This is a genomic window from Fusicatenibacter saccharivorans, assembly GCF_027667425.1.
In the GTDB taxonomy this organism is placed as follows: domain Bacteria; phylum Bacillota; class Clostridia; order Lachnospirales; family Lachnospiraceae; genus Fusicatenibacter; species Fusicatenibacter saccharivorans.
This window is the reverse complement of the sequence record NZ_JAQEGR010000025.1, coordinates 1-22,277: the sequence shown is the minus strand read 5'-3', so window position 1 is coordinate 22,277 and position 22,277 is coordinate 1. Positions and strand designations below refer to the sequence as shown.

Here is a 22,277-nt window from a genome sequence, read left to right as displayed (position 1 = left end):
ACTTGAAGTGAATAAAAAGGTACTCGTATTCTACCGTTTACATGTTTTCTATGCAGTTATCATACCATATCTGTCTGGTTACGTCTAATTGCTAATTTTTTTGAGTGGCTATAGGATTTTCTTATAGTAAAAGGCCAGTGCCGCATTCTCTGCAAATGAGCACTGGCCTTGTTTTCGGCGCTTTTTGTTTTTCAGATTTTTCCTTCCCGGCGCAGATACGCCAGAAAGCCGTTGCATCCCTCCACGACATCGCGGTACGTCGCCTCAAAATCTCCCGTATACCACGGATCCGCAATATCGCGGCCGGAACCGGTGAAGGAAAGAAATTTGTAAACCTTTCCATCCGGATCATTTTTCAGCATCCGGTTCAGATTGCGGATATTCGCGGTATCCATGCCGATGATGTAGTCGGCGCGCTCGTAATCCTTCCATGTAATCTGCTTTGCGTGATGCGGCACGAGCGGAATGTGCTCCTCGCGCAGTTTATTGACTGTCCCGTAGTGCGGCGGATTGCCGATCTCCTCGCGGCTGGTGGCGAAGCTGTCGATTTCAAAATTGTGGGCAAGGCCGAGGGAATTTACTTTGTGGGTGAATACGCTCTCAGCAAGAGTCGAGCGGCAAATATTGCCGTGGCAAACAAATAGTATTTTTATCATGTTCTTATATCTCCTTAAATCGTCACATTTCCTTGTATTTGAAAGTTCTTTACAATTTTCATTTTTCTTATAGTTTCTGTATCTTCTTATAAACCCTCATATTTTGGCTATCAAAAGTTGTAAAATAGGTATTAATATATATACTCTTCTTTTAATTTTTCTTTCGGTATGATAACCATTGGCACATCTGTTTCTCCTTCTTTCCAATATGGCACATAAAACACCGCTGCTTCAACACCCAAAACTTCCATTTGAGCTACAAATCCTTTTAATTGATACTGAGATACCCCTCTAACCACCCAATTTTCTGCATCTAGTAATTTTTCCCTCATTTTTTCTGCAATTACTTTAGAATAGAAGAATGGTACTATCGGCTTTCCTTCTGGCAAAGAAAAATAGGTTCCTGTTATTTCACCTGATTGTATTTCCATTAATGTCCAGAAAGGAGCCCCTTGAGTGGCTTCATCTGGAAGAAATGCCTCTTTAATTACACCAGCAACTATTTCTCCTAAAGAAGGTAAGTCTTTTGTTTCCATTAAATGAATGCCATTGGATTCTGCAAATTGTTTTGCGCCTTCTTGATAACCTGATTTAGCCACCATCATCCCCGAAATATTATTCAAATCATTTAATTTTGACAAAAACTCTCCCACCTCACCTTTACTTACAGGAGTATTCCAATCTTTGCATTCTATAGCAATACGATGTCTCATATTCAAATGCTGAAATTCATAGTATACATCAAACTCATGCTTAACTCCCGATTTTCCTATTACTGATACATTAGATGATACCATTGCACCTTCATCCATAAAATCCAACAATTTTTGATATACAAATTGTACATAATTTTCCAATTCTTTTCCTGCCTTCATACTGTTTTTTCCTCGTATTATATCTTCATATCGAAATATCTTTTAAAAGTTGTAAAACTCTCCCTATTTTACAACTAACCGATTACATGCTTGTTCACTTTATTCCTAAAACAGCGTATCAATATTCAAGTCTTGATATGCTTCTGTTTCACTAATTAGCATTTGTAAAAACTCATAAGTTCTTATCTGCGTACAATATCTTTTAGAAAGTTTATCTCCAAAATCTAATGTAATATAGACTTTCTTACGCTTTGAAAAATATACATCACAATGAGTAATATATTTTACCATTCTAGTGGCATTAGCACTAATTTTACAATAAGAATTCGGAGCAACAAAAAATTCAATATTATCTGCTAGCAAATCATCTTGAATGTCTAACATTTCTATAACACAAAATGATTTTCTACTCCATTTTCCACTATACAAAATTATACGATTTATAAACTGTCCTTTTTGACTATTGTTCGTTACAACAAATGTAGGTTTTTTATCCACGTTATACATAAAAGAAAAATAAATATTGAATTTTCTCATATATGGTAACATTGCAATACACCCTACCATAAATGTAATTAATATTCCTAAAATTTGCCCTATGGCACTAATTGCTTCCCAATTCATTATTTTTTACTCCTCCAGCAGTATGAATTTTAGGTTAGTAAAAAACTCAATCTATAATACATTTTATCTTATTTTCAGAACACTTTCTGTATATACGGCTTGTGGACAATATTCTTTAATCAACGCAATAGCTAATATTTTTTCCGCTTCACTCATTTTAGGTCCAAATACAATTTCTATTTCTTCTAGCACTTTATCATCTATTTCTAAAAACAATTGATTATATGGTGGCTTTGATAATGTGTCCTCAATTCTTCTAATTTGTTCTTGATGTTTTTCAAAACTAGCCGGATAAGCCTCTTTTAATCCCATAGGAGAAAGTGAAATTATATATCTCCACTCTTTCTGAAAAGCCCAATTTGTTCTTTTAAATCGTCCTATATCTTTTAATGAATAGGAAATAGATATATTACCCTGGGTAATATCAGACATTGTTTTGGCTTCCAAAAACTTTTTAACTGCATCTTCACAAGATTCTGTTCTAATTTTGGGAAATAACTTATCTTGAGAATCTGTATATTCAATCTTTTCTAAATGTGGTTCTGTAGAAACAATACTAGCCTTGTTTTCTTCGTATATTTTCTTCAAATTTATATATGTATCTACATCTTCAGATAAAAAATATTCTCCTTTTTTAAATCTATATTTTTTAAACGGAAATTCAGGCATTCGTATTCTAACGCCATGCATATTCGGTGTATATAAATTCCACAAAGGTATAGATTCCTCTGAATCTTCAGTCCAGCAACTCACATAGACAAATTTTCCAAACTTCCCCATATCTTCTGTTTCTGCTTCATCAAGGTCATCAACGTACAACAAGTTATTAAAGCAAATTGTTTTATTTCTCAAAATCAAAGCTAATGTTTCTAAACTTGTATAATGGTATAAATATTTCATTCTCTACTATCTCCTTTTTCGTCATATCGGAACATTTTTCAAAAGTTGTAAAATCGTTGTAATACACTCTCCTATTGTAAGGAAATCTGCATAAAATAAGGAGATTTGGGCAAAAGAAAAACTCCTGCCGTGGCAGATGAATAATATTTTTATCATTGTTTTGTTTCTCCTTGTTTTGACCCGGAATGCCCTATTTTGCAAGGGATTCCGGGGTTATTGTAAAATACTCTGAAATTACAGATTATGGCAAATCAGAGCAGAACCCTGCAAGTTGTTACTACCTGTTAGTAGTAAAATTAGTAGTAAAAGGGAAAGGGTTACTACTAAGGATTGTTTATTAAAAAAGCTGTTGTATCTACTGACACAACGTAAGTAGGTAATCATCCGTATCTGTTTTTTTGTTTTTTATTCTGCTACAATCTCCTTTTTGTATAAGTACAGTCCTTTGACTGCCTGACATATACAAAAGATACGATATGAACAAATGAAATGTTAGTTTTTGTACGGGGTATCGTTCGCCATTATGTCGCTTTCACTGGAAGTAATCTGCTTTACCAGTTGGAAAAATCCCTTCAAGTCCGTAAAGTTGTTGTATCCTCCAGTGCAATCGTTCAATCCTTTTGCAGAACGGACGAGAAATCCCTTAGAGTTCATCATGTCGAAATCTATGAGGTGGTTCCTGCATTCATGGAATGAAAAATATGCATACTTTTTTTGTTTCGTTGTCCTTAAAATATCCGCACATATCGTAATGCCCCGTCTCAAAGGTAATAAGCCTTAATCCATATTTTGCGGCATTAATTTTCATGCTCTTTTTCATGTCATTTGCAAAATCTATAAATTCCTTGGAATTTTTCCCATAGTCATCTTTTATTGTTTTTCCCTGATATTTTCTGTATAGTTCTTCCAAAACGTTTTCTTTTCATATTCTGAACTTTTGAAATGATGTCGCCATTGATAACATTTTTATTATACAGGAATGAGGCGGTAATCGCAAACACAATCCACAATACAAAATGGTATTCTTTTTTTCTGGATGTTTCTGTGATATACTTATACGCGGTCGTATCAGACCGGAAAGGAAATATTATGTTACAAAAATTATATGTTTTTTTCAGGAAAGAAACCGTTTTGTCAATTGCAGTGATCCTGGCGCTTCTTTCTATGTTCTGGGTCAGACCGGATAAGGCTTATTTTACTTATATCGATTTCAGGACTCTCGGGCTCCTCTTCTGTTTGATGGCAATTGTAGCTGGTTTGAAGGCTGTTGGTGTTTTTGATATACTTGCCAAAAAATTGCTGATGGGAACATCGGGAACTGTGGGTGTGATCAGGCTGTTGGTACTCTTATGTTTCTTCCTGTCAATGGTGATCACCAATGATGTGGCATTGATTACTTTTGTTCCTCTTGCACTGATCATTGTGCATAAACTGCCAAAGGAACTGGGCAATTACTGGCTTCTTAAAATAGTAGCCATGCAGACAATCGCCGCTAATCTCGGAAGCATGCTCACACCAATCGGAAATCCGCAGAACCTTTATCTATATGCCAGAGCAGGGATGTCCGCGGCAGAATTAATAACCCTGATGCTTCCCTATTCCGCCACAGCACTTATCCTTCTTCTGATATGGATACAGGTAGCCGCTGCCAAAGCACCTCACGTATGCGGTTCCGAAAAAGATAAAACTCTTTTGGGATTCTCTGACAGAAAAGAACTTAACATGGAATACCTGGCCGCTTACCTGATCTTATTTACAATCTGCCTGCTCACTGTTGCACGTATCATTCCATACCAGATTCCTCTTGTATTGGTTCTTATATATATGCTGCTAAGAAACAGGGAAAATATAAGCAGGGTGGATTACTCCCTGCTTGCCACCTTTATCGCATTATTTATTTTTATCGGCAACCTTGGAAGGATTCCGCAATTCAGCAGTTTTCTGGAAAGAATCATGGCAGGAAGGGAAACACTTACTGCTGTTCTTGCCAGTCAGATTATGAGCAATGTTCCCGCTGCGCTTCTTTTATCCGGCTTTACAGATAATTACCGGGCTTTAATTGTCGGAACCAATATTGGAGGTCTCGGCACTCTGATTGCATCCATGGCAAGCCTGATAAGTTTCAAATATATTGCAAAAGAAAACAGGAATCTGAGAGGGAAGTATTTGGGAATATTCACAGCCTCCAATATTATATTCATGATATTCATGTTAATATTGTATTTTTTTCTTAAATAAAGGTTTTCCCGGAATTACAAAAGCTATAGCAATTCTTTCTTCGCAAAAAATTCTCCGCGGCACTCTCCCATCCTGGAAGAAAAGCCGCGGAGAAATAAATATATTTTCGGTGCCAATACAAAGATCATTAATCTTTACACCACTTTACAACTTTTTCATAAAAAATATCGTACAGGGCTTTCTGATGTATAATGAGTTTGCTCCAAAACATTCCAAAGGAAAGTGACCCTGTACGACAAAGACATTATACAACGAAAAGACTCTGACTGGTAGACTTCACAAATATTTTTTGATTTATTTTGAAACTTTTTCTGCTCCAACGTAAGTAGGTAATCATCCGTATCTGTTTTTTTGTTTTTTTGTTTTTTATTCTGCTACAATCTCCTTTTTCTTCAGAGATATAAGCTTCCGCTGTTTTCTCAATCGGTTCCTTTGTCTTCTACAATGTGATCCAATGCAGCCAGCGGCTCAAGTCCTTTCTCCTTCGCGATTGTCGCACGTGTGCGGCGCTTTGGACGATATGGGCGATACAGGTCTTCTACTGCCACAAGCGTTTCCGCTGCCAGAATCTGTTTCTTTAATTCTTCTGTCAGTCTCTGATTAATATCCAAGCTTTTTAGTTCTTTCCACTTTCATAGGCGTTCTGCACCCGTTCGGTCAGCACTTTTCCACCGTTTGCATACCATTCTATCACAAAAGTATCAAAGTAATCCACTGGTTTCTCCCCACTAATGATCTGAAGAAATGCTTCCTGTTCCAGTTCCTGTAATTCTTGCGGAATTTCTGCATTTACATTTTCCAGAGGCAATGTCGATGTACTTGTTATTCCTGCCTTCTGCAGTTCCCCCACAGCCTGAATTCTTGACGCATACGCCGCCCATCCATTCGCGGTTGTCAGCTGTCCATTCAAGTAAGATTTACATGTATTAAAATAAGACTTTTCCAAACCGCTAAGCTCTGATACATCAAGCGTCTTATCCAGTGCTGCCTGAATATGTTCTGTCGTACGGTAAAGTGCATCCTCATAATCCACATTAATATTCAGTGGCCGGGCCGTCGGATCTACATTAATAGAAAAATAATCATTCACTTCTCTTGCCGCACTATCATTTGCATATCTAGACTGATCAAAAATCGCACTCACATACTTTGCTACAATTTCCGGATGCTCATATCCTTTACGCACCACCACATACATCCACTGGTCATACGATTCAAAAACTGATATCTTCTGCGTCTCATTTACCTGTTCTTTGTCTAAAAGATACGGTTTCCACTCTGCATTTGAATCGACATTATATGCTGCACTCAACGGGTTATTCGGAGCCCACCAGCGTCCATAGATAGCACCGCAATGTCCGGTTTTTAACAGATCATCTATGTTTTCCGTCTTTCGTAGCAGGAATCTCTGGTCGAGTATCTCATCCTCATATAGATTGTGAAGTTTCAAAAGCGCTTCTTTTGTTTCCTGTGTTACTGACCCATAAACTACATTTCCATTTTTATCCAGGATCCAGTGACATGGCATTGCACCGGCATGTATAAAAGTTGCATCCACTCCATAAGTCTGATCCGCACCGGCAACCACGTCTGTACTACAGGCAAGGCCGATTGTCTGACCGTCTCCTGCTGCATCCTGTTCTACAAATGCCCGGATCACTTCCAACGCTTCTCCTACTGTTTCCGGTTCCTTTAATCCCAACTTCTCAATCCAGTCTTTCCGCAGCCAAAGAAGCGGAGTTCCATCGTCAATCACCGTATTCGGAAATGCATATAGCTTTCCATCCACGGTTGCAGACTGTAAAAGAGAATCTCCATAACTTTCATACATTTCTTTGATCGTATCTGTCGTACACTCTTCATACGTTTCTGTAAGTTCTTCGATCAGGCCTGCTTCAATCAGGCGGAGCAGGTTATCTCTTCCCTTCACAACAAGCACGTCTGGAATATCACGATCTTCAATCGCTACATTGACCGCCTCTTCATAAGTATTGCCATCCTGCAATTCAAAGACATCTTCATTCTGAATATTAAGTATTTTCTTCAAATATCTCGTATATGCATTATTTTCGTACGTATCTCCTACAGGAAGATTCGAATTATTCGCCCCTGCAATCTTGCCAAGTGTATAGGTAACAGTCTCAGGATATTTCCCAAGTGGTGTATGCATCGCTTTATACATCAGCTTTCTTTTCACTTTAACTGCATTGCTTGCACCAGACTCACTTTGAGATGCTTTTAACTGTTCCATCTGTCTTTGACTTTCCTTCGTCTCAAAATAGGTTCCGCACCAAAGCATCAGCAATAAAATTAATGCAAGATGGGCTGAGAGAATTCGCTTTTTCATATCGTTTTTCATAACACCTTCGCCTCCGTGTTCTTCGGAATCCGGATAAAGACCCGCGTTCCTTTTCCTGGAGTACTTTCTATCTTCATCTCACCTTTTTCTCCATAAAGGACATGGATTCTGTCACAGACATTTCGCACACCATAACCGGAGGACTGATATGTCAGAATCTGATCCGCCTTCTCCTGCGTCATTCCCGCACCATTGTCCCTGATTTCAAAGAAAATGTGCTCAGCCTCTTCACGAATCGTCAGCCACAACGTCGGATTCTCATTATCTGACACATCAATTCCATGATCGATTGCATTTTCTGCAAGTGGCTGCAGGATCAACTTCGGTATCAGATAATCATTAAGACCATCCGAAATCTGTTCAACCACACGGAACTCGTTATCATGCATAACAAGTTGGATTTTGAGATATGCACGGATGTTATCAATTTCTTTTGCCACTGTGGTCATTGTTTCACCACGATTCAGGCTTGTCCGATAATAAGTAGACAGTGCCAATGTCACATGACTGATTTCATCCTCACCCGCTTCAATTGCTTTCCAGTTGATGATTGAAAGCGAATTATAAAGGAAATGTGGATTGATCTGTGCCTGCAGTGCTCTCATCTCACTGTTCTGAAGCTGGATCTTACTCTCATATACTTCTGAGATCAAATGGTTCATCTGATCCATCATGCGCCGAAATGACCGGATCAGCACACCCACCTCGTCTTTGGATTTACTCTGCACGGTAACTTTACGAAGTCCCATATTGATCAGGTTCATATTTTCAGTCAATAACTCCAACTGCGATACCATACGGAGGGAAAAAACATATCCCAGAAAACTCAGAAGAAGAACACTGATCAAAATAATCGGAATATTTTTGAGCAAAAGCTTATGGATTGCGTTTTCACTTACTGCCTTTGGACGATAGATATAGAAATTCCATCCTGTATCCTTCATTGTCCGCTGTACCAGATAATAATTCTCACTGATATCTTTCGGACTCTCAATATCCTTCGGACGATATTTCTTATCCATAGAACACTCGGCATAGACAATATTTCCATTATCATCCTGAATCATGCCTCCTGTATTATCTGTAAGCTGGCTCATGAATGGTTCAAGAACTTTTTCATAATCCAGACGCATCTCCAACACCGCTTTGATCGTATCATTGTCATAGAATTTCCGACTGGCAATGATTGATTTATTCACACCGCGAGTGATGCTCCACTGCATTAATGTTCCCTCATTCAACCTGGAATACCACTGTTGATTCTCCGCTTCCGACATTGGAAGAAGTGTATCTCCATGTGGCACTTCTATATTGTCAGAATATAATGTAATGCTCTGGATCTCTTTGTGATAGATCGTCGGCATCTGCAACAGTGGATCAGCCACCTTCACATATTTCAAATACTTCTCATAATCCGACTCTGTCTCCACATCAAAAATATTCCTGAGATTTTGAGAATAAGACAGATAATCAACCAGGTTCTTATAGATCTGAGACTGATTCTCAATCGAACTCACTGACTGTTCCAACATTTTCTCCAGATTGTACTGTTCCTTCTCTCGCAATTGATTCATCATGCCATACTGCATGGAAAAAGCAAGGAATCCTACCGGAACCAGTCCTGCAATCAGCATCAAAACAGACAGTTTTTTACGAAATTTCAGATTTTCAAATCGATGGATCAACTTCCGTATTTGTTTTTTCATCCGCCGCTATTCCTTTCCTGCATGCTTCCGGTGTATCTCCGAAAAACTCTCTGAAACTTCTGCAGAAGTATGAGTTATTGGAAAATCCTACTTCTTTCGCAATTTGGGAGATTTTCATATTCGTTGTCTCTAAAAGCTCTTTTGCTTTATTCATTCGCACTTCACGGATAAAACGGTTCAGTGTCATCCCTGTTTCTTCTTTAAATACAGCACTTAAATATCCCGGTGACAGAAAAACCATTGCGGAAAGTGTCTCTGCTCCCAGATCCTTTTCCTTATAATGGTGATAAATATATCCCTTCACGGTTGTAACTTCTGATCGGAACCCATCTTCCTGCTCTTGTATGCAATGTTCATATTCCTGAAGTACTTCTTCTACTATAGCAATCACATCATTAAGGTTTCTGCAACGATATAATCGATCCACTCTCTTTGAAAGCATCTTTTCATCCAGCCCTTCCATCTGGTCGAGCAATTCTTTCATAATTCCAGAAAATACAAACTTTATATACATATCCGAAAATTGCTTATGCGCACGATATTTTTCTTCCAGTCTCTGAAAATCCTGACGGAGATGTGGCAGATCTTTATATTGAATATCTTTCGTAATCTGTTCCATGATTTCAGAATCTTCTGCTGGATCAGCTTTCTTCTCTTCCTGCTTCTCCCCGTGGAAAAACAGATGCTGACGTGGCTGATAGAACTGCTCTTCTAACATTCCTTCCAGCACCTTAAATTCCTCTGCCAGATTTTTTCCATCTTCGATTTCCTCACTGACTGCAAAATAACATTCACTGTCAAACTGGTGCGCAAAAAAACGGTACATTTTCTCTACGATTCCATGATAATCTGCATATTTTTCCGTGAACAAAAAGATGGATTCGTTCGAATTCAGATTCACATAATGAAACTCTCTCTGCACCTCTTCCTTCAGGCTCATCAGGAAATGTTCCTCTTCCGTTTCGAAGAATCCATTTGAGGCACTGACAAGAACCATACGGGTAAATTGGGACAGATCATCTTCCATTCCATCTGTAAGTTTCTTAAACTGAACAAAATCTTCCTCTTTTCCCCCATACAGATATTTCAGTAAAAAGTATTTTTTCAGATAATCTTCTTTCTTTTCCTGCTGCTCTTTTTTCTCTATCTTGGAAGAAATATTTTCCATCACTCGTTGAAAAGTCTTATGGAATTCCTCCGGATCAACCGGCTTCAGAACATAGTCTACAACTCCATACCGCAATGCTTCTCTTGCATAAGAGAAATCATTATATCCGCTGAAGATCACGATTTCCATATCCGGATGATCTTCTCTCACTGCTTTCGTCAGCTCCAGTCCATTCATATAAGGCATCTTTACATCCGAAAATAAAATATCCACATGGTTTGATTCTAATACTCCCAGTGCATCCTTTCCATTCGTTGCTTCTAGGATCTGGAATTCTCCTTCCTCCCTCTTTAACAGAAAGCGGATTCCCCTTCGCTCCAGTTTTTCATCATCCACGATCAATATTGTAATCATTTCCCCACGCCTCCCACACGTTCACTTTACATTTTCACTATTCCTTTTATAACGTCCGAAAACAGCAGGGAATGTTCACTCACTCTCTGCTGTCTTTTTTTAATTTTTATAATTCTATTTTAATTCATTTTTTAGACAATGTCCACACTAGCCTTTAACCGCTCCGGCTACAACGCCTTCGATAATATATCTCTGGCAGAACAGGTAGAAGATGATAATCGGCACAATTGCAAGAACCAGAGTTCCCATCATTGCTCCCATATCTACAGAACCGTATCCACCTTTCAGATACTGAACTGCCATCGGCACTGTCTTATATTTTCTCTGATCCAGTACAAGTGATGGAAGCAGGTAGTCGTTCCAAATCCACATTGCCTGAAGAATTGTAACTGTTACGCAAGTCGGCTTGGCAATCGGAAGTACAATTTTAAAGAATGTCTGGATTGGTGTACATCCATCAATCATTGCAGCCTCTTCAATCTCCAATGGAATGGATTTCATGAACCCGGTAAACATAAAGACGGAAAGTCCTGCACCAAATCCAAGGTAGATCACAACCAGTCCCCACGGATTTCCCATATGAAGCATATTTGCGATCTTGGATAATGTAAACATTTCCATCTGGAATGGCACGATCATTGCAAACAGGCAAAGCATGTAAAGGATCTTTGTAAATTTTGTCTTCACGCGGCAGATATACCATGCACACATGGAGCAACATAAGATAATCACTGCTACAGATAAGATTGTGATAAATAAACTCCATCCAAATGCCTGAATCAGCTGTGTCTGCTTAATACCACGGATATAGTTCTCTAATCCGACATACATCTTTCCGGTCGGTATCTTGAACGGTGCTTTACTGATATAGGCTTTTTTCTTAAAGGAGTTGATAAATACCAGTATGATCGGATACAGATACAGCAGGCTGAGTAGTGTAAAAATAACGGTTAATAATGTACCATGTTTTACTTTTTTATTCATTACTGCTGCACCTCCTTTGATGTTGTCAGTTTATTCTGGATCAATGCAATCACTCCTACGATAATAAAGAAGATAACTGCTTTCGCCTGTCCTACACCTTCCCAGCCAGTTCTTCCATAGAATGTATTATAGATATTCAGGGCAAGCATTTCTGACATCTTGTCCGGTCCACCGTTTGTCAATGCAAGGTTCTGGTCGAAAAGTTTAAATCCGTTTGTAAGTGTCAGGAAAGTACAGATTGTAATGGATGGCATAACCATCGGAATTGTAACATATCTTAAAAGCTGTACTTTATTCGCTCCATCAATCTGTGCTGCCTCGATCAGCTCTCCAGGAATATTCTGGATTCCTGAGATGTAGATGATCATCATGTATCCAACCTGCTGCCAGAGCATCAGGATAACCAATCCCCAGAAACCATATTTTGAAGAATATGTAAGTGTTTTCTGGAAATGTGCCAGAATACCATTTAATAACAGCTGCCATACATATCCAAGTACAATACCACCGATCAGGTTCGGCATAAAAAATACAGTACGGAAAATATTGGTTCCCTTAATATTCTTTGTCAAAAGCATTGCTACCGCAAATGCAAAAATGTTGATCAATAATACTGTCACAATTGTAAATAATGCGGTAAACCAAAGAGAGTGAAGAAAATCTCCGTCTCCAAGGATCTTTGCATAGTTGCTAAGTCCAATAAATTTAGCGTCTGTCACCGTTGTGAACTTGCAGAACGAAAGATATACGCCTAACACAAACGGTGCAAGGAAACCTATCGTGAATGCAATCAGCGTCGGTAATACAAATACCGGAAAATATCTCTTTATTGCTTTTTGCATGTTCTTCTCCTCCTGTCTTTCTTTTCTGTAAAAAGCCTTTCTGCGCCTTTGCTTTTCACAATTCTAATTACATAATTTCAGCCTGCCCCGGTATGCTCGTTGGCAGGCTGTTTGATCTTCTTCTCTATTTCACAGCCTTTTTATCTGCCTATCCTGTGAAAAGTCTTTTTTATTCGTTTGCTGCTGCGTATTCTTCAGCCCATCCATCAACAAATGCTGTCTGTACACTATCCCATGCGCCTGTACCCTGTGCATAGTTCAGAAGAGCTCCACCAAGATTGTTTTTCCAGTTCTCAGATGGCATTGTTGTAAAGTTCCAGCTTACTGGTGTCTTTCCTGCCTCTGTATACTCAGCATTTGCTTTTACAAGCGGGTTGTCCGGAAGGTAATCTGAGAATGTTGTGAACGGTGTTACAAATCCCATCTCGTTAGCCAGCATGTCACGACCTTCATCGCTCTCAACTACCCATTTCATAAAATCAAGTGTTGCCTGAATGTCTTCTTCTGAAGCGTTCTTATTTACACACCAGTAGTTCTCAGATCCTGTACAAAGTCCCTGATTTTCTTCTCCATCAACTCCGATGTAGATTGGAAGCATTCCCATATCTTCATCTGCTACTTCATTATCTTTGATATCATTGTAAGCCCATGTACCATTCTGATAGAATACTGCTTCGCCAAGTGCAAATTCACTTGCTGCGTCATCTCCTGTCTTAGAAGAAATCATAGATGGCTCACATGTAGAGTTGTTCAGATACAGATCCCAGATCTGTTTGTAGTTGTCAAGGTATGTTCCTTTGATTGCATCTGTGCTGTCAATTCCGTCTGCCTTATACTCATAGTAGATTGGAAGATTTGCAAGGTGTGTCTTGAATCTCCAGTCAGAGGAAGAATCCATTCCTGCTGAAGTAAAAGCTCCTTCTACTCCAAGATCATCTTTGTGTGCCTGAATCTCTTCTGCAACTGTCTTAAGTGCCTGGAAGTTATTCAGATCATCAATTGATTTGATACTTGCATCCGGCAATTCGAAGTATTTGTTCAGAAGAGCTTTGTTGTAGATCAGACCATAAGTCTCAATAACATAAGCGATTCCATCTACTGCGTCGCCATCTTTTAATATATAATCGTCAGACTCGACATCTTTATAAACATCGCTGTCTGAAAGGTCATAGCAATAATTTTTCCATGTAGCAAGTCCAACCGGTCCGTTTACCTGGAACAATGTTGGTGCCTCATCTTTTGCCATCTCTGATTTCAACTGTGACTCGTAAGTTCCTGATGCTGCTGTCTGTACATCAACCTGAACACCCGTCTCATCTGTATACTCTTTTGCAAGTTCTACCCACTGGTCAGCCTGCTCTGGTTTAAAGTTCAGATAATAAACTTTTCCGGATGACTTATCTCCTTTCGCTGTTTCATCTCCGCTTGATGTGGCTCCACATCCTGCAAGCATTCCTCCTGCCATTGAAGCTGCAAGTACAAGTGCAAGAATCTTTTTCTTCTTCATAATTGAATCCTCCTTTTATGATTACTTTTCTTTGTTTTTCTTGATGATGTTATTATAAGAAAAAGTTCCAAAATAAGATATAATAAAATTCCAAGAAACATAACACTATTTCAAGATTATTGTAATTTTTGAAGATTTTGTGTATGATACAAGAGTTCGCCAAGAACCAAAAATGAAGTTTGAAACAAATAAGTAGAGAACAGCCACGAAATAGAGGGCATAGCAAACAAACCACCGGATTAGCTGGTTTTGAAAATTGAATATATAAACGCAACACCTAATTAGGAGACCGGCGAAGGCTCATCTTTAATGAGATACCCTCGTTGCCTTAGAAGATTAAGTGCCTGTGAAGTTGTAAGAACTTTTTCTTTTTTCACAGGACGTGATTCAAGAAAACCATCGGATGTATAAGGTTTTAAATCTGTGAGTATGTGCCAGATAGCGGTCAGGATCATACGGCAGCGTGCAATAATGGCTTTCTTGTGGCCACGACGTGTTTTGATACGCTTATAGCGGGTGGTAAATTCAAAATGTTTCTTCGATTTGATTAAAGCATTTGCAATCTGTACCAGAACTGGTTTAAAATAAGAACCAGTACAGGAAATCCGAGTGGATTTGATTTTACGGTCGCTCTTATCATTTCGGGGACAACATCCAGCCCAGGAGACGAGGTGTTTTGCTGTGAGGAAGACAGGCATATCACCACCAATCTCTGAAAGCACCTGAATTGCAGTCATTGGATTCTTATCGAATCCAGGAACCGTTCTTATTAAGTTTAAAGCAGCCTCGTATTTATCACTGAGACGAAGGATTTCCTGTTCTACTTCTGAAATGTGCTTTTGAAGTTCGTCTATGTGATCAAGGCACTGTCTGAGCTTTACATCCTGTTCTTTCGAGATATTACCATCAACGGCCGCCTGAATTTCTTCTATTGGAGTTTTACAGCGGCTGTCAACAAAGGGTGACACATCAAATTTTTCCCCAGGGTGCTGCAAAATCTGTTCCGTAATGGAACGGGAAGATTTCCCGAATACATCAGAAAAGACATCATCAAGCTTCAGATTGGAAACAGTAAGACAATTTTGGGCACGATTCTTCTCACCGGTAATCATACAGGTGAGTTTGAAACGGTATCTTACGAGATCCCTGAGTTCTCTGATGTCAGCAGGTGGAATAAAAGAAGGTTTCACCATGCCGCACATGTATAGATCACAGATCCATTTGGCATCTTTGCGGTCGGTCTTGTTTCCTTTCATGGGTTTGGTGTATTTCGGATGGGATAGAGTAACCCGGATTTTGTGTTGCTCTAAGATATTGAAAACAGGGATCCAATACTTGCCGGTAGATTCCATACAGACATCGTTACAGTTGTATTTAGCAAGCCAGACACACAGCTGATGCAAACCTTTAGAAAAGGAAGAAAAGCGAGCCTGCTTATACTCTGTACGATTATTGGAATCCGTGATACCGATACAGGCATAAATCCATGTTTTGTGGACATCAAGTCCACAGCAGTTAAATTTAAAAATTTTAAAAGACAAGTAACTACCTCCTGATAGCATAATGATAAAACGGACAGTGACTGGTCATCCGGCGAGATCGAGTCGACTTCGGAAGAGATAAGTTTCCGGGCTACAGTTATGCGCCACTCATTGATGCCTTAACGGATGACCGACAACATATAAATATGCGAGGTTGCCGCTATACAGCCCCGCCACTCACCTCCACGTGTTCTGTAGTGTGTCAGTCTTATGGAACCATCATATCAGAAGGGAACAAAAATAGAAAGTGAAGGTAACCAACACGTTTCATGGCGCATTGGTGGCTTTCGCAGAAAGACGGGAAATAAATATGGATAAATCCATGTTCATAATAATTCTTTCTCCATAGTCAGATAGTGCAGCTAACCTAAACCAAAACAAAAAACTTCATAAACAACGTCATGGCGAAGCCCCCTTCGCTCTTTTGTTATGTCATTTTTTATTTCCAGCCCATTATACACTATTTCTGACGATTTGAGAAATTTCCTATAAAGCAAAAAAGGCTCGGTGGGTGCAACACCGAGCTTTCGTTTTTCTATTAGAAACTATCTGACAAATCAGAGCTTTAGCAGGTTGCAAGAAATAGATCGGCTTTAGGTTCTGCAACCGAACGGTTAATATAAACAAGATTGAATTCACCAGTGATCTCCATGTCCTCCACTCTAAATGTTGCCAAGTCATTTCGGCAGTGGCTAATTGGTTCATATGCAAAAGTAATCAAATGATCCATTGCAACCAAGTCGCAAATAATAGAAAAATTACTGATGGACGAATGCCGACTGAAGCTGTCCAGTGAATAACCTCTTGCGGCCACGGCTTGTTCCTGAAGCATGTGTGTTCCGGAACCTTTCTCACGCACAAGCAGGCTTTCCTGAAGAACTTCCTCAAGAGAAACGGTTCTGCCTGCAAAAGAATGACGGCGGCTGCATATGCCCAAAAAGCTCTCTTTTTTATAGAGGCGGTGCGGATACTTTTCTTTATCGAACACGCCTTCAATTATTGCAAAGTCCACAGGCATCTGCGGTGGCTCTGCCATTGCCGCTATCGCCCCCACCATCGACGCGGACGACAACGACGTTGCCTACGCCATGTCCGCCACCTTCCTATTTGACATGGCGATGATCGTGCTGTTTCCCATCATGGGCCGGGCACTGGGTATGACGGATCAGGCCTTTGGCATCTGGGCAGGTACGGCGGTGAGCGGCACCAAGACTGCCAGCAAGTTCCTGATGGTCTGCGCACTGGCTGCCATCGGATTGAATACCTCCTTCGCCAGCATGAAGAAGGCTGGCATCCGCCCCATGATTCACGGTTTCATCATTTCTGCGCTGGTTGTAATTGTGGCGCTGCTAGTGGAGATGGGCATGGGAATCGTGTAAGAAAGCTACAAGACAATTGAGCAAAGCCACAGTTCAAAACAAAACTGTGGCTTTTGTCTTTGGATTGAGGAATGGCGTTACGTATTTGCTCGAATTACGCAGCTGATGGATGATGCAATTCTGAATTTCCGTCTTGGGAAATACAGCCCCAATCGCCGCAGAGAATCCCGTCAGGTTATCCGTGCAGGCAATGAAAATGTCCTCCACGCCTCGTTTTTTAGCCCGTTGAGTACCGTTGCCCAGTACTTGGCACTTTCGTTTTCTCCTACCCACATCCCCAACACGTCTTTTTTAAGGGCACAACGCACATATCCTTGCTCACTCTTTTTTCATTTTCTTGTTACGGTCTTTCGGGGCAACAGCCCCATCAAATCGCTTGTAAAGCGATTGTGCTTTCGAAAAAAGCATGATACGATATTGCCATAAGCAGTGATGTTGCAACACATAGCTACAATCTACAATAGTGAAAGGAGACGATCTCACCAATGCGATGCTCCCTTGTTTCCAACAAAATAATCCAAGCCCGTGAACGTTTGGGACTCACACAGCAGCAGTTAGCGGAAAAGCTTTGTGTAACCAACAAAGCCGTTTCCAAGTGGGAATGTGGCGTCACACTTCCTGACATCTCGCTTTTGGTGCCTCTATGCCGTGTTCTGGGTCTGACGGTGCAGGAACTGCTGGATGAATACGACGGCAAATTCGGTAATACCCCCGGCTGCCAGACCACGGAAGATCCTGCGCAGGACACGCTGTTTGCGGCGCAGCAGCACAGCCATTACCTGTATATCGATCTCAAAACCACCTCTACGGTGTCGCCCCATTTGTTTGGCCACAACCTGGAGCATACCAGAGCCAGCATCATGGATGGTCTCAGCGCCCAGATGATCCGCAACCGGAAGTTTGCCGGCGCTGCGGCGCGCAACGGCGTAGCGCTGGACTGGGAAGGCATCGGCGAATGCGTGTACTTTGCCAATGAACACCGCCTTCCCGGTAGCAACGCAAACGAAGCTTATGTATGTCATTACGCGCACAACGGCATGTGGCGGCGTAACGAATGTCAGTCCCAGATGATTCAGAACCCAATTCCGAATCAGGTGAGCGGTATCCGTCAAAAAGAGCTCTTCCTTCAAAAGGACAGGAGCTATCCGTTTGCCGTCGTTGTCAAAGTACAGCAGCCGCTGGATGTGCGCGTCGCGCTCACCAACGCCGATGGTACGCAGATTTATGCGGAAACCGTTTTTCCTGTTCAGCCCGTTCTAGCGAAGGAGGATGCACAGGAAGAGGTGGATGAATGGCAGCGCTTTGAGACGATTCTGACCCCCGGCGTCGACGATGCGCATGCCGTGATAAGCATTACCTACACGGAGCAGGCACAACTGCTCATCGGCGCAGTTTCCATGATGCCGGACAATCATTTCCATACCATGCGCAGGGACACCGTGGAAAAGCTCAAGGAAATCGGCGTGCGTCTGCTGCGCTGGCCGGGTGGCAACTTTGCCGGCGAATATCGCTGGCAGGATATGTTCCTGCATCCCGACAGGCGCGCTCCCATGGAGGGCTACATGGAAAATGAAACGCAGCCCTTTACACACGGCTATGACATGCATGAAATAGACACCGACGATTTTATTGCACTGTGCCGTGAGATCGGCGCGGAGCCCTTCCTCACCATCAATGCCGCCTGGGATTCCCCCGAAGTATGCGCCGCCTGGGTGGAATACTGCAACGGCCCTGCCGAGAGCAAATACGGCAGGCTGCGTGCCCAGCGCGGTCATCAGGAGCCCTACAATGTCAAATGGTGGTCGCTGGGCAACGAAATGGGTTATGGCCACATGGAGGGCGCAAATACGCCGGATGGATACGCATCGCTGGTGGAAACGCATGCGCGTGCCATGCTGAAGGTTACGCCGGATCTGAAATTTGTTTCTTCCGGCCCCTATCCGAATCAGGAGTGGGTAGATGTTTCCATCAAGAAGCTGGCTCCCATTGCGCCATACGTTTCTCTGCATACGTACAATTCAGTCCATTGGGACTTCACCTCTCCGGAGGGCATGGAGCGCTGCTATAACGAAATGATCCGCATGCCCATCCACAATCTAGGAATCCTGCGCAGGCTGCATGACATGCTCCCGGAAAAGACATTCATCTCCTACGATGAATGGAATCTGTGGAAAACATGGTGCCGCAATCCTTCCTCCATGGAGGGCATCTTCACTGCGCAGATGCTGCACATGTTCATGCATGAAAGCGAAAAACAGCGCATGCCCATGGCCTGCTACTTTGAGCCGGTTAACGAAGGCGCCATGCAGGTGCATCCGGATCATACCGAGCTGACGGCAACCGGTCAGGCCTTTGCGCTGCTCTCCCGGCATGCCGGCGGAAAGCTGTGTACGGTAGATGGTGTAGAAGACTTTGAAGTCGTTGCCACCATCGATGATCATCATGTGCTGACCCTGACGATGCTCAACCTGAACTGGCAGGAGGAAACTACTTACTCTCTGAATAAATGCGGAACAATTCTGGAAAACAAGGTACTTCAGGCCGAAAATCTGTTGCCTGGTACCCCGTTTACGGAAAATCCCCTGATGATTCATGTCAAGGATGATATTATCAAGGCGAAGCTTCCACCCCGCAGCGTTGCCTGTATCAGTATTTCACTCGTCGAATAACATACACGGAATGCAAAAAAAAATAAAATGAAAACAGCAAGTCGCTCACAGCATGAAAGGAGTAATTTTATGAAAAATGGAAAGTTGACGGTTGCCATCGTGGGCATGGGTTTCGGCAGCTGCTTCCTGCCCATCTATCTGAAGCATCCGGATGTGGAGCATGTCATTATGGTGGATACCAATCCGGACCAGCTGAAGGCGCTGGCAGATATGTACCTGCTGGACGAAAGCTACTACACCACCGACTTTGAAGCGGTATTGCAGAACCCGGATGTGGATGCGGTCCATCTGGTCATTCCGCCCGCGCTGCATGCGCCCATGTCGGTTCAGGTGCTCAACGCAGGCAAGCACTGCGCCTGCACCATCCCCATGGGTATGTCCATGAAGGAGCTGGAAGACGTTATCAAGGCGCGGAAGGCTTCCGGCAAACACTATATGTTCATGGAAACTTCCGTCTACACCCGCGAGTATCTGTATGTGAAGGAGCTGTACGAATCCGGCGCAATGGGCAAGCTGCAGTATATGCGCTGCGCCCACTATCAGGATATGGAGGGCTGGCCCTCTTACTGGGACGGCTTCCCGCCCCTGGCACATCCCACCCATGCCATCGGCCCCTGTTTTGCTCTGGCAGGGCAGCGTCCGGTCAGCGTCTTCGGCAGAGGCTCCGGCAAGGTCCGTCCGGAACTGGAAAAGCAGTACGGCTGCCCCTTCGCCTTTGAGTCTGCTCTGGTGGCCTTGGAGGATGGCGAGACGACCGTTGAAATGGAGCGCTTCCTGTACCATGTCGCCCGTGGCTACAGCGAATGCTTTAATATCTATGGTGAAAACAAGTCCTTTGAGTGGGATCAGCTCAACGGCGACAAACATGTGATGTTCAGCCGGGATCTGGTTTGGGAGAACGAGAACCGCGGCGGCAAGATCGATGAGGAATACGTTCAGGTCCCCGATTATGCCCATCTGCTTCCGGACGTCATTGGCCGGTTTACCTACGAAGTGGCCTATGACGAGGTCAATCCCCATCTGTCCTTCAAGCAGGGCGGCGGTCATGGCGGTTCCCATCCGCATCTGGTCCATGAGTTCGTTACCAGCATTCTGGAAGACAGAACTCCCTTCCCCTCCGATATCGATGCGGCCTACTGGACCGGCGTTGGTCTCCTGGCCCACGAAAGCGCCATGGAAGGCGGCACCGTAAAGTCGCTGCCCAAGTACGAAGAGCTGTAACGGGAGCCGGTAAAAACGCAGTCTCCCCAAAAAAGCCGAACCAATCGTTCTGCCTCAAATTGTCCATACAGCCAAGAGGGTTTGCCTTGATTTTGCCCAGCAATGCATCTTCAGCAAAGACCGCGGTCAAGGCTTCTCCCACAATAAAAAAGTGTCTGCGACACTCTCAACTCCCCTAACCCCTCATTCATGAGGGGAAGGGGTTTTCTTATCTCCTTCTTTATTGTAAAATTCTATTATGAATATATTACAATCCATCTTTACCGATTATTATGAACTCCATCCTCGTCCTGCTGTCATTGAAAATGTCAACAAGATGATTCATTGTGGTGACCCTTCTTACGGTGGTGCCATGTATGGCTGTCCTCACTGTGGAAATCTTAAATTTGTTCCCTTTCGCTGTAAAAGCCGTTTTTGCCCTTCCTGCGGAAACAAATACAACCAGCTTCGTTCTTTTCATATGTCCTGTAAGCTTGTTTCTTGCGTTCATCGCCATTGTGTTTTCACTATCCCAGCGGAACTTCGCGTTTATTTTCTCGAAGACAGGACTCTCTTAGATTGTTTATTTCATTCTGTTCGTGATGTTGTTTTACGCATGTTTTCCAAAATGAATAAAACCGAAAACTTTACTCCTGGGCTTATCTGTATTCTTCACACTTTTGGGCGTGATTTAAAATGGAATCCTCATATCCACGATCTCATCTCCGAGGGTGGGGCTGGTAACATCACTCCTTGGCGTCCTGTCAAACACTTTGATTACAGTTTCCTTCGTAATGCTTTCCGCAAAGTCCTGCTTGAACGACTTACCTCCCGCATTGGTCCGACTTTTCGCAAAGTCAAAAATGAAATGTACACGAAACACGCTGACGGCTTTTATGTCCGTGCAAAGCCAAATCTTTGCACTCCTGATATCACCATTAAATACATCAGCCGATACCTCGGCAGACCTGTTATTGCCACATCGCGTATTGATACTTATGACGGCAAAAATGTAACCTTTCATTACACCAGACACGAAGACAATAAAACTGTTACTGAAACCATTCCTGCTTTGAACTTCATTCAAAAACTCATTGTCCACATCTCCGAAAAACATTTTAAAATGCTTCGCTACTATGGGATATATGCCAAACATCATAAGCAGGAAATGAAGCTCCGTAAATGTATTTCTGCCGAAAAACAATGTTTCCTACATTCTAGTTAGCAACCACCTGTTCAACTGGTGGTTTATTATTAGCCCTCCAAAGGGCTATT

The 22,277-nt window shown here is 42.1% G+C and carries 17 protein-coding genes and 3 pseudogenes; 5 read left to right on the top strand and 15 right to left on the bottom strand.

The annotated features are described in order from the left end of the window. Positions 1-191 precede the first annotated feature (191 nt). The 5 genes from PGS38_RS16535 to PGS38_RS16515 form a co-directional block, all read right to left on the bottom strand. On the bottom strand, positions 192-656 hold the full coding sequence (locus tag PGS38_RS16535) for a low molecular weight protein-tyrosine-phosphatase (RefSeq protein ID WP_118601752.1): 465 nt from the start codon (positions 654-656) through the stop codon (positions 192-194). A gap of 131 nt (positions 657-787) precedes the next feature. After that, positions 788-1,531 (bottom strand): restriction endonuclease, encoded by a 744-nt coding sequence (locus tag PGS38_RS16530; protein ID WP_021859843.1) that lies wholly within the window; start codon positions 1,529-1,531, stop codon positions 788-790. Between the two features lie 105 nt (positions 1,532-1,636). Continuing rightward, positions 1,637-2,155 carry a hypothetical protein gene (locus PGS38_RS16525; RefSeq protein ID WP_021859842.1) on the bottom strand — a complete coding sequence of 173 codons (519 nt, stop codon included), beginning with the start codon at positions 2,153-2,155 and terminating at the stop codon, positions 1,637-1,639. A gap of 63 nt (positions 2,156-2,218) precedes the next feature. Beyond that, entirely contained in the window at positions 2,219-3,055 is an 837-nt protein-coding gene (locus PGS38_RS16520) for a DUF2971 domain-containing protein (protein WP_021859841.1), read from the bottom strand. Positions 3,056-3,740: 685 nt separating this feature from the next. Next, positions 3,741-3,965 carry a hypothetical protein gene (locus tag PGS38_RS16515; RefSeq protein WP_055059592.1) on the bottom strand — a complete coding sequence of 75 codons (225 nt, stop codon included), beginning with the start codon at positions 3,963-3,965 and terminating at the stop codon, positions 3,741-3,743. A 179-nt stretch (positions 3,966-4,144) separates the two neighbouring features. On the opposite strand from PGS38_RS16515, the gene PGS38_RS16510 reads away from it, so the two are divergent. After that, the gene (locus PGS38_RS16510) at positions 4,145-5,293 is read left to right on the top strand and encodes an SLC13 family permease (RefSeq protein WP_118601753.1); all 1,149 of its coding nucleotides are present in this window, start codon (positions 4,145-4,147) and stop codon (positions 5,291-5,293) included. Positions 5,294-5,678: 385 nt separating this feature from the next. Here the strand turns inward: PGS38_RS16510 and PGS38_RS16505 are convergent. The 9 genes and pseudogenes from PGS38_RS16505 to PGS38_RS16465 form a co-directional block, all read right to left on the bottom strand. Beyond that, positions 5,679-5,889, bottom strand: a pseudogene (locus PGS38_RS16505) (hypothetical protein); the annotation flags it as partial. 20 nt (positions 5,890-5,909) lie between these two features. Then, a complete protein-coding gene (locus PGS38_RS16500) occupies positions 5,910-7,652 on the bottom strand; it encodes an extracellular solute-binding protein (protein ID WP_117761812.1) in 1,743 nt (580 codons plus the stop codon). Continuing rightward, on the bottom strand, positions 7,649-9,358 hold the full coding sequence (locus tag PGS38_RS16495) for a sensor histidine kinase (RefSeq protein ID WP_117761811.1): 1,710 nt from the start codon (positions 9,356-9,358) through the stop codon (positions 7,649-7,651). Before PGS38_RS16495 ends, PGS38_RS16500 begins: the two co-directional genes overlap by 4 nt. Then, positions 9,321-10,880, bottom strand: coding sequence for a response regulator transcription factor (locus PGS38_RS16490; RefSeq protein ID WP_117761810.1), 1,560 nt, complete (start codon positions 10,878-10,880; stop codon positions 9,321-9,323). The genes PGS38_RS16495 and PGS38_RS16490 overlap by 38 nt, the downstream gene beginning before the upstream one ends. A gap of 147 nt (positions 10,881-11,027) precedes the next feature. Beyond that, positions 11,028-11,864 carry a carbohydrate ABC transporter permease gene (locus PGS38_RS16485; RefSeq protein WP_117761809.1) on the bottom strand — a complete coding sequence of 279 codons (837 nt, stop codon included), beginning with the start codon at positions 11,862-11,864 and terminating at the stop codon, positions 11,028-11,030. Further along, positions 11,864-12,706, bottom strand: coding sequence for a carbohydrate ABC transporter permease (locus tag PGS38_RS16480; protein ID WP_117761808.1), 843 nt, complete (start codon positions 12,704-12,706; stop codon positions 11,864-11,866). The genes PGS38_RS16485 and PGS38_RS16480 overlap by 1 nt, the downstream gene beginning before the upstream one ends. A 169-nt stretch (positions 12,707-12,875) precedes the next feature. Next, positions 12,876-14,213, bottom strand: coding sequence for an ABC transporter substrate-binding protein (locus tag PGS38_RS16475; protein ID WP_055222161.1), 1,338 nt, complete (start codon positions 14,211-14,213; stop codon positions 12,876-12,878). A gap of 281 nt (positions 14,214-14,494) precedes the next feature. After that, entirely contained in the window at positions 14,495-15,754 is a 1,260-nt protein-coding gene (locus tag PGS38_RS16470; protein ID WP_117761807.1) for an IS110 family RNA-guided transposase, read from the bottom strand. A 565-nt stretch (positions 15,755-16,319) separates the two neighbouring features. Then, positions 16,320-16,790 (bottom strand): LysR substrate-binding domain-containing protein, encoded by a 471-nt coding sequence (locus PGS38_RS16465; RefSeq protein ID WP_158565833.1) that lies wholly within the window; start codon positions 16,788-16,790, stop codon positions 16,320-16,322. Between PGS38_RS16465 and PGS38_RS16460 the strand changes: the two genes are divergently transcribed. Continuing rightward, complete coding sequence (locus PGS38_RS16460) at positions 16,750-17,133, top strand: putative sulfate exporter family transporter (protein WP_117761805.1); 384 nt, start codon at positions 16,750-16,752, stop codon at positions 17,131-17,133. The genes PGS38_RS16465 and PGS38_RS16460 overlap by 41 nt on opposite strands. Positions 17,134-17,211: 78 nt before the next feature. Here PGS38_RS16460 and PGS38_RS16455 read toward each other — a convergent pair. Next, positions 17,212-17,423: pseudogene (locus tag PGS38_RS16455) on the bottom strand (transposase); the annotation flags it as partial. Positions 17,424-17,618: 195 nt separating this feature from the next. Here PGS38_RS16455 and PGS38_RS16450 point away from each other — a divergent pair. The 3 genes and pseudogenes from PGS38_RS16450 to PGS38_RS16440 all read left to right on the top strand — a co-directional run. Then, the gene (locus tag PGS38_RS16450; protein ID WP_117761804.1) at positions 17,619-19,802 is read left to right on the top strand and encodes a helix-turn-helix domain-containing protein; all 2,184 of its coding nucleotides are present in this window, start codon (positions 17,619-17,621) and stop codon (positions 19,800-19,802) included. A 69-nt stretch (positions 19,803-19,871) separates the two neighbouring features. Continuing rightward, complete coding sequence (locus PGS38_RS16445; RefSeq protein ID WP_117510865.1) at positions 19,872-21,023, top strand: Gfo/Idh/MocA family protein; 1,152 nt, start codon at positions 19,872-19,874, stop codon at positions 21,021-21,023. A 238-nt stretch (positions 21,024-21,261) separates the two neighbouring features. Further along, positions 21,262-22,215: pseudogene (locus PGS38_RS16440) on the top strand (IS91 family transposase); the annotation flags it as partial. Positions 22,216-22,277 lie beyond the last annotated feature (62 nt).

Bases quoted from the DNA above. Each gene is read 5' to 3' on its own strand.
- PGS38_RS16535 (WP_118601752.1), bottom strand. From the start codon at position 656: ATGATAAAAATACTATTTGTTTGCCACGGCAATATTTGCCGCTCGACT.
- PGS38_RS16530 (WP_021859843.1), bottom strand. From the start codon at position 1,531: ATGAAGGCAGGAAAAGAATTGGAAAATTATGTACAATTTGTATATCAA.
- PGS38_RS16525 (WP_021859842.1), bottom strand. From the start codon at position 2,155: ATGAATTGGGAAGCAATTAGTGCCATAGGGCAAATTTTAGGAATATTA.
- PGS38_RS16520 (WP_021859841.1), bottom strand. From the start codon at position 3,055: ATGAAATATTTATACCATTATACAAGTTTAGAAACATTAGCTTTGATT.
- PGS38_RS16510 (WP_118601753.1), top strand. From the start codon at position 4,145: ATGTTACAAAAATTATATGTTTTTTTCAGGAAAGAAACCGTTTTGTCA.
- PGS38_RS16500 (WP_117761812.1), bottom strand. From the start codon at position 7,652: ATGAAAAACGATATGAAAAAGCGAATTCTCTCAGCCCATCTTGCATTA.
- PGS38_RS16495 (WP_117761811.1), bottom strand. From the start codon at position 9,358: ATGAAAAAACAAATACGGAAGTTGATCCATCGATTTGAAAATCTGAAA.
- PGS38_RS16490 (WP_117761810.1), bottom strand. From the start codon at position 10,880: ATGATTACAATATTGATCGTGGATGATGAAAAACTGGAGCGAAGGGGA.
- PGS38_RS16485 (WP_117761809.1), bottom strand. From the start codon at position 11,864: ATGAATAAAAAAGTAAAACATGGTACATTATTAACCGTTATTTTTACA.
- PGS38_RS16480 (WP_117761808.1), bottom strand. From the start codon at position 12,706: ATGCAAAAAGCAATAAAGAGATATTTTCCGGTATTTGTATTACCGACG.
- PGS38_RS16475 (WP_055222161.1), bottom strand. From the start codon at position 14,213: ATGAAGAAGAAAAAGATTCTTGCACTTGTACTTGCAGCTTCAATGGCA.
- PGS38_RS16465 (WP_158565833.1), bottom strand. From the start codon at position 16,790: ATGGCAGAGCCACCGCAGATGCCTGTGGACTTTGCAATAATTGAAGGC.
- PGS38_RS16450 (WP_117761804.1), top strand. From the start codon at position 17,619: ATGCGATGCTCCCTTGTTTCCAACAAAATAATCCAAGCCCGTGAACGT.
- PGS38_RS16445 (WP_117510865.1), top strand. From the start codon at position 19,872: ATGAAAAATGGAAAGTTGACGGTTGCCATCGTGGGCATGGGTTTCGGC.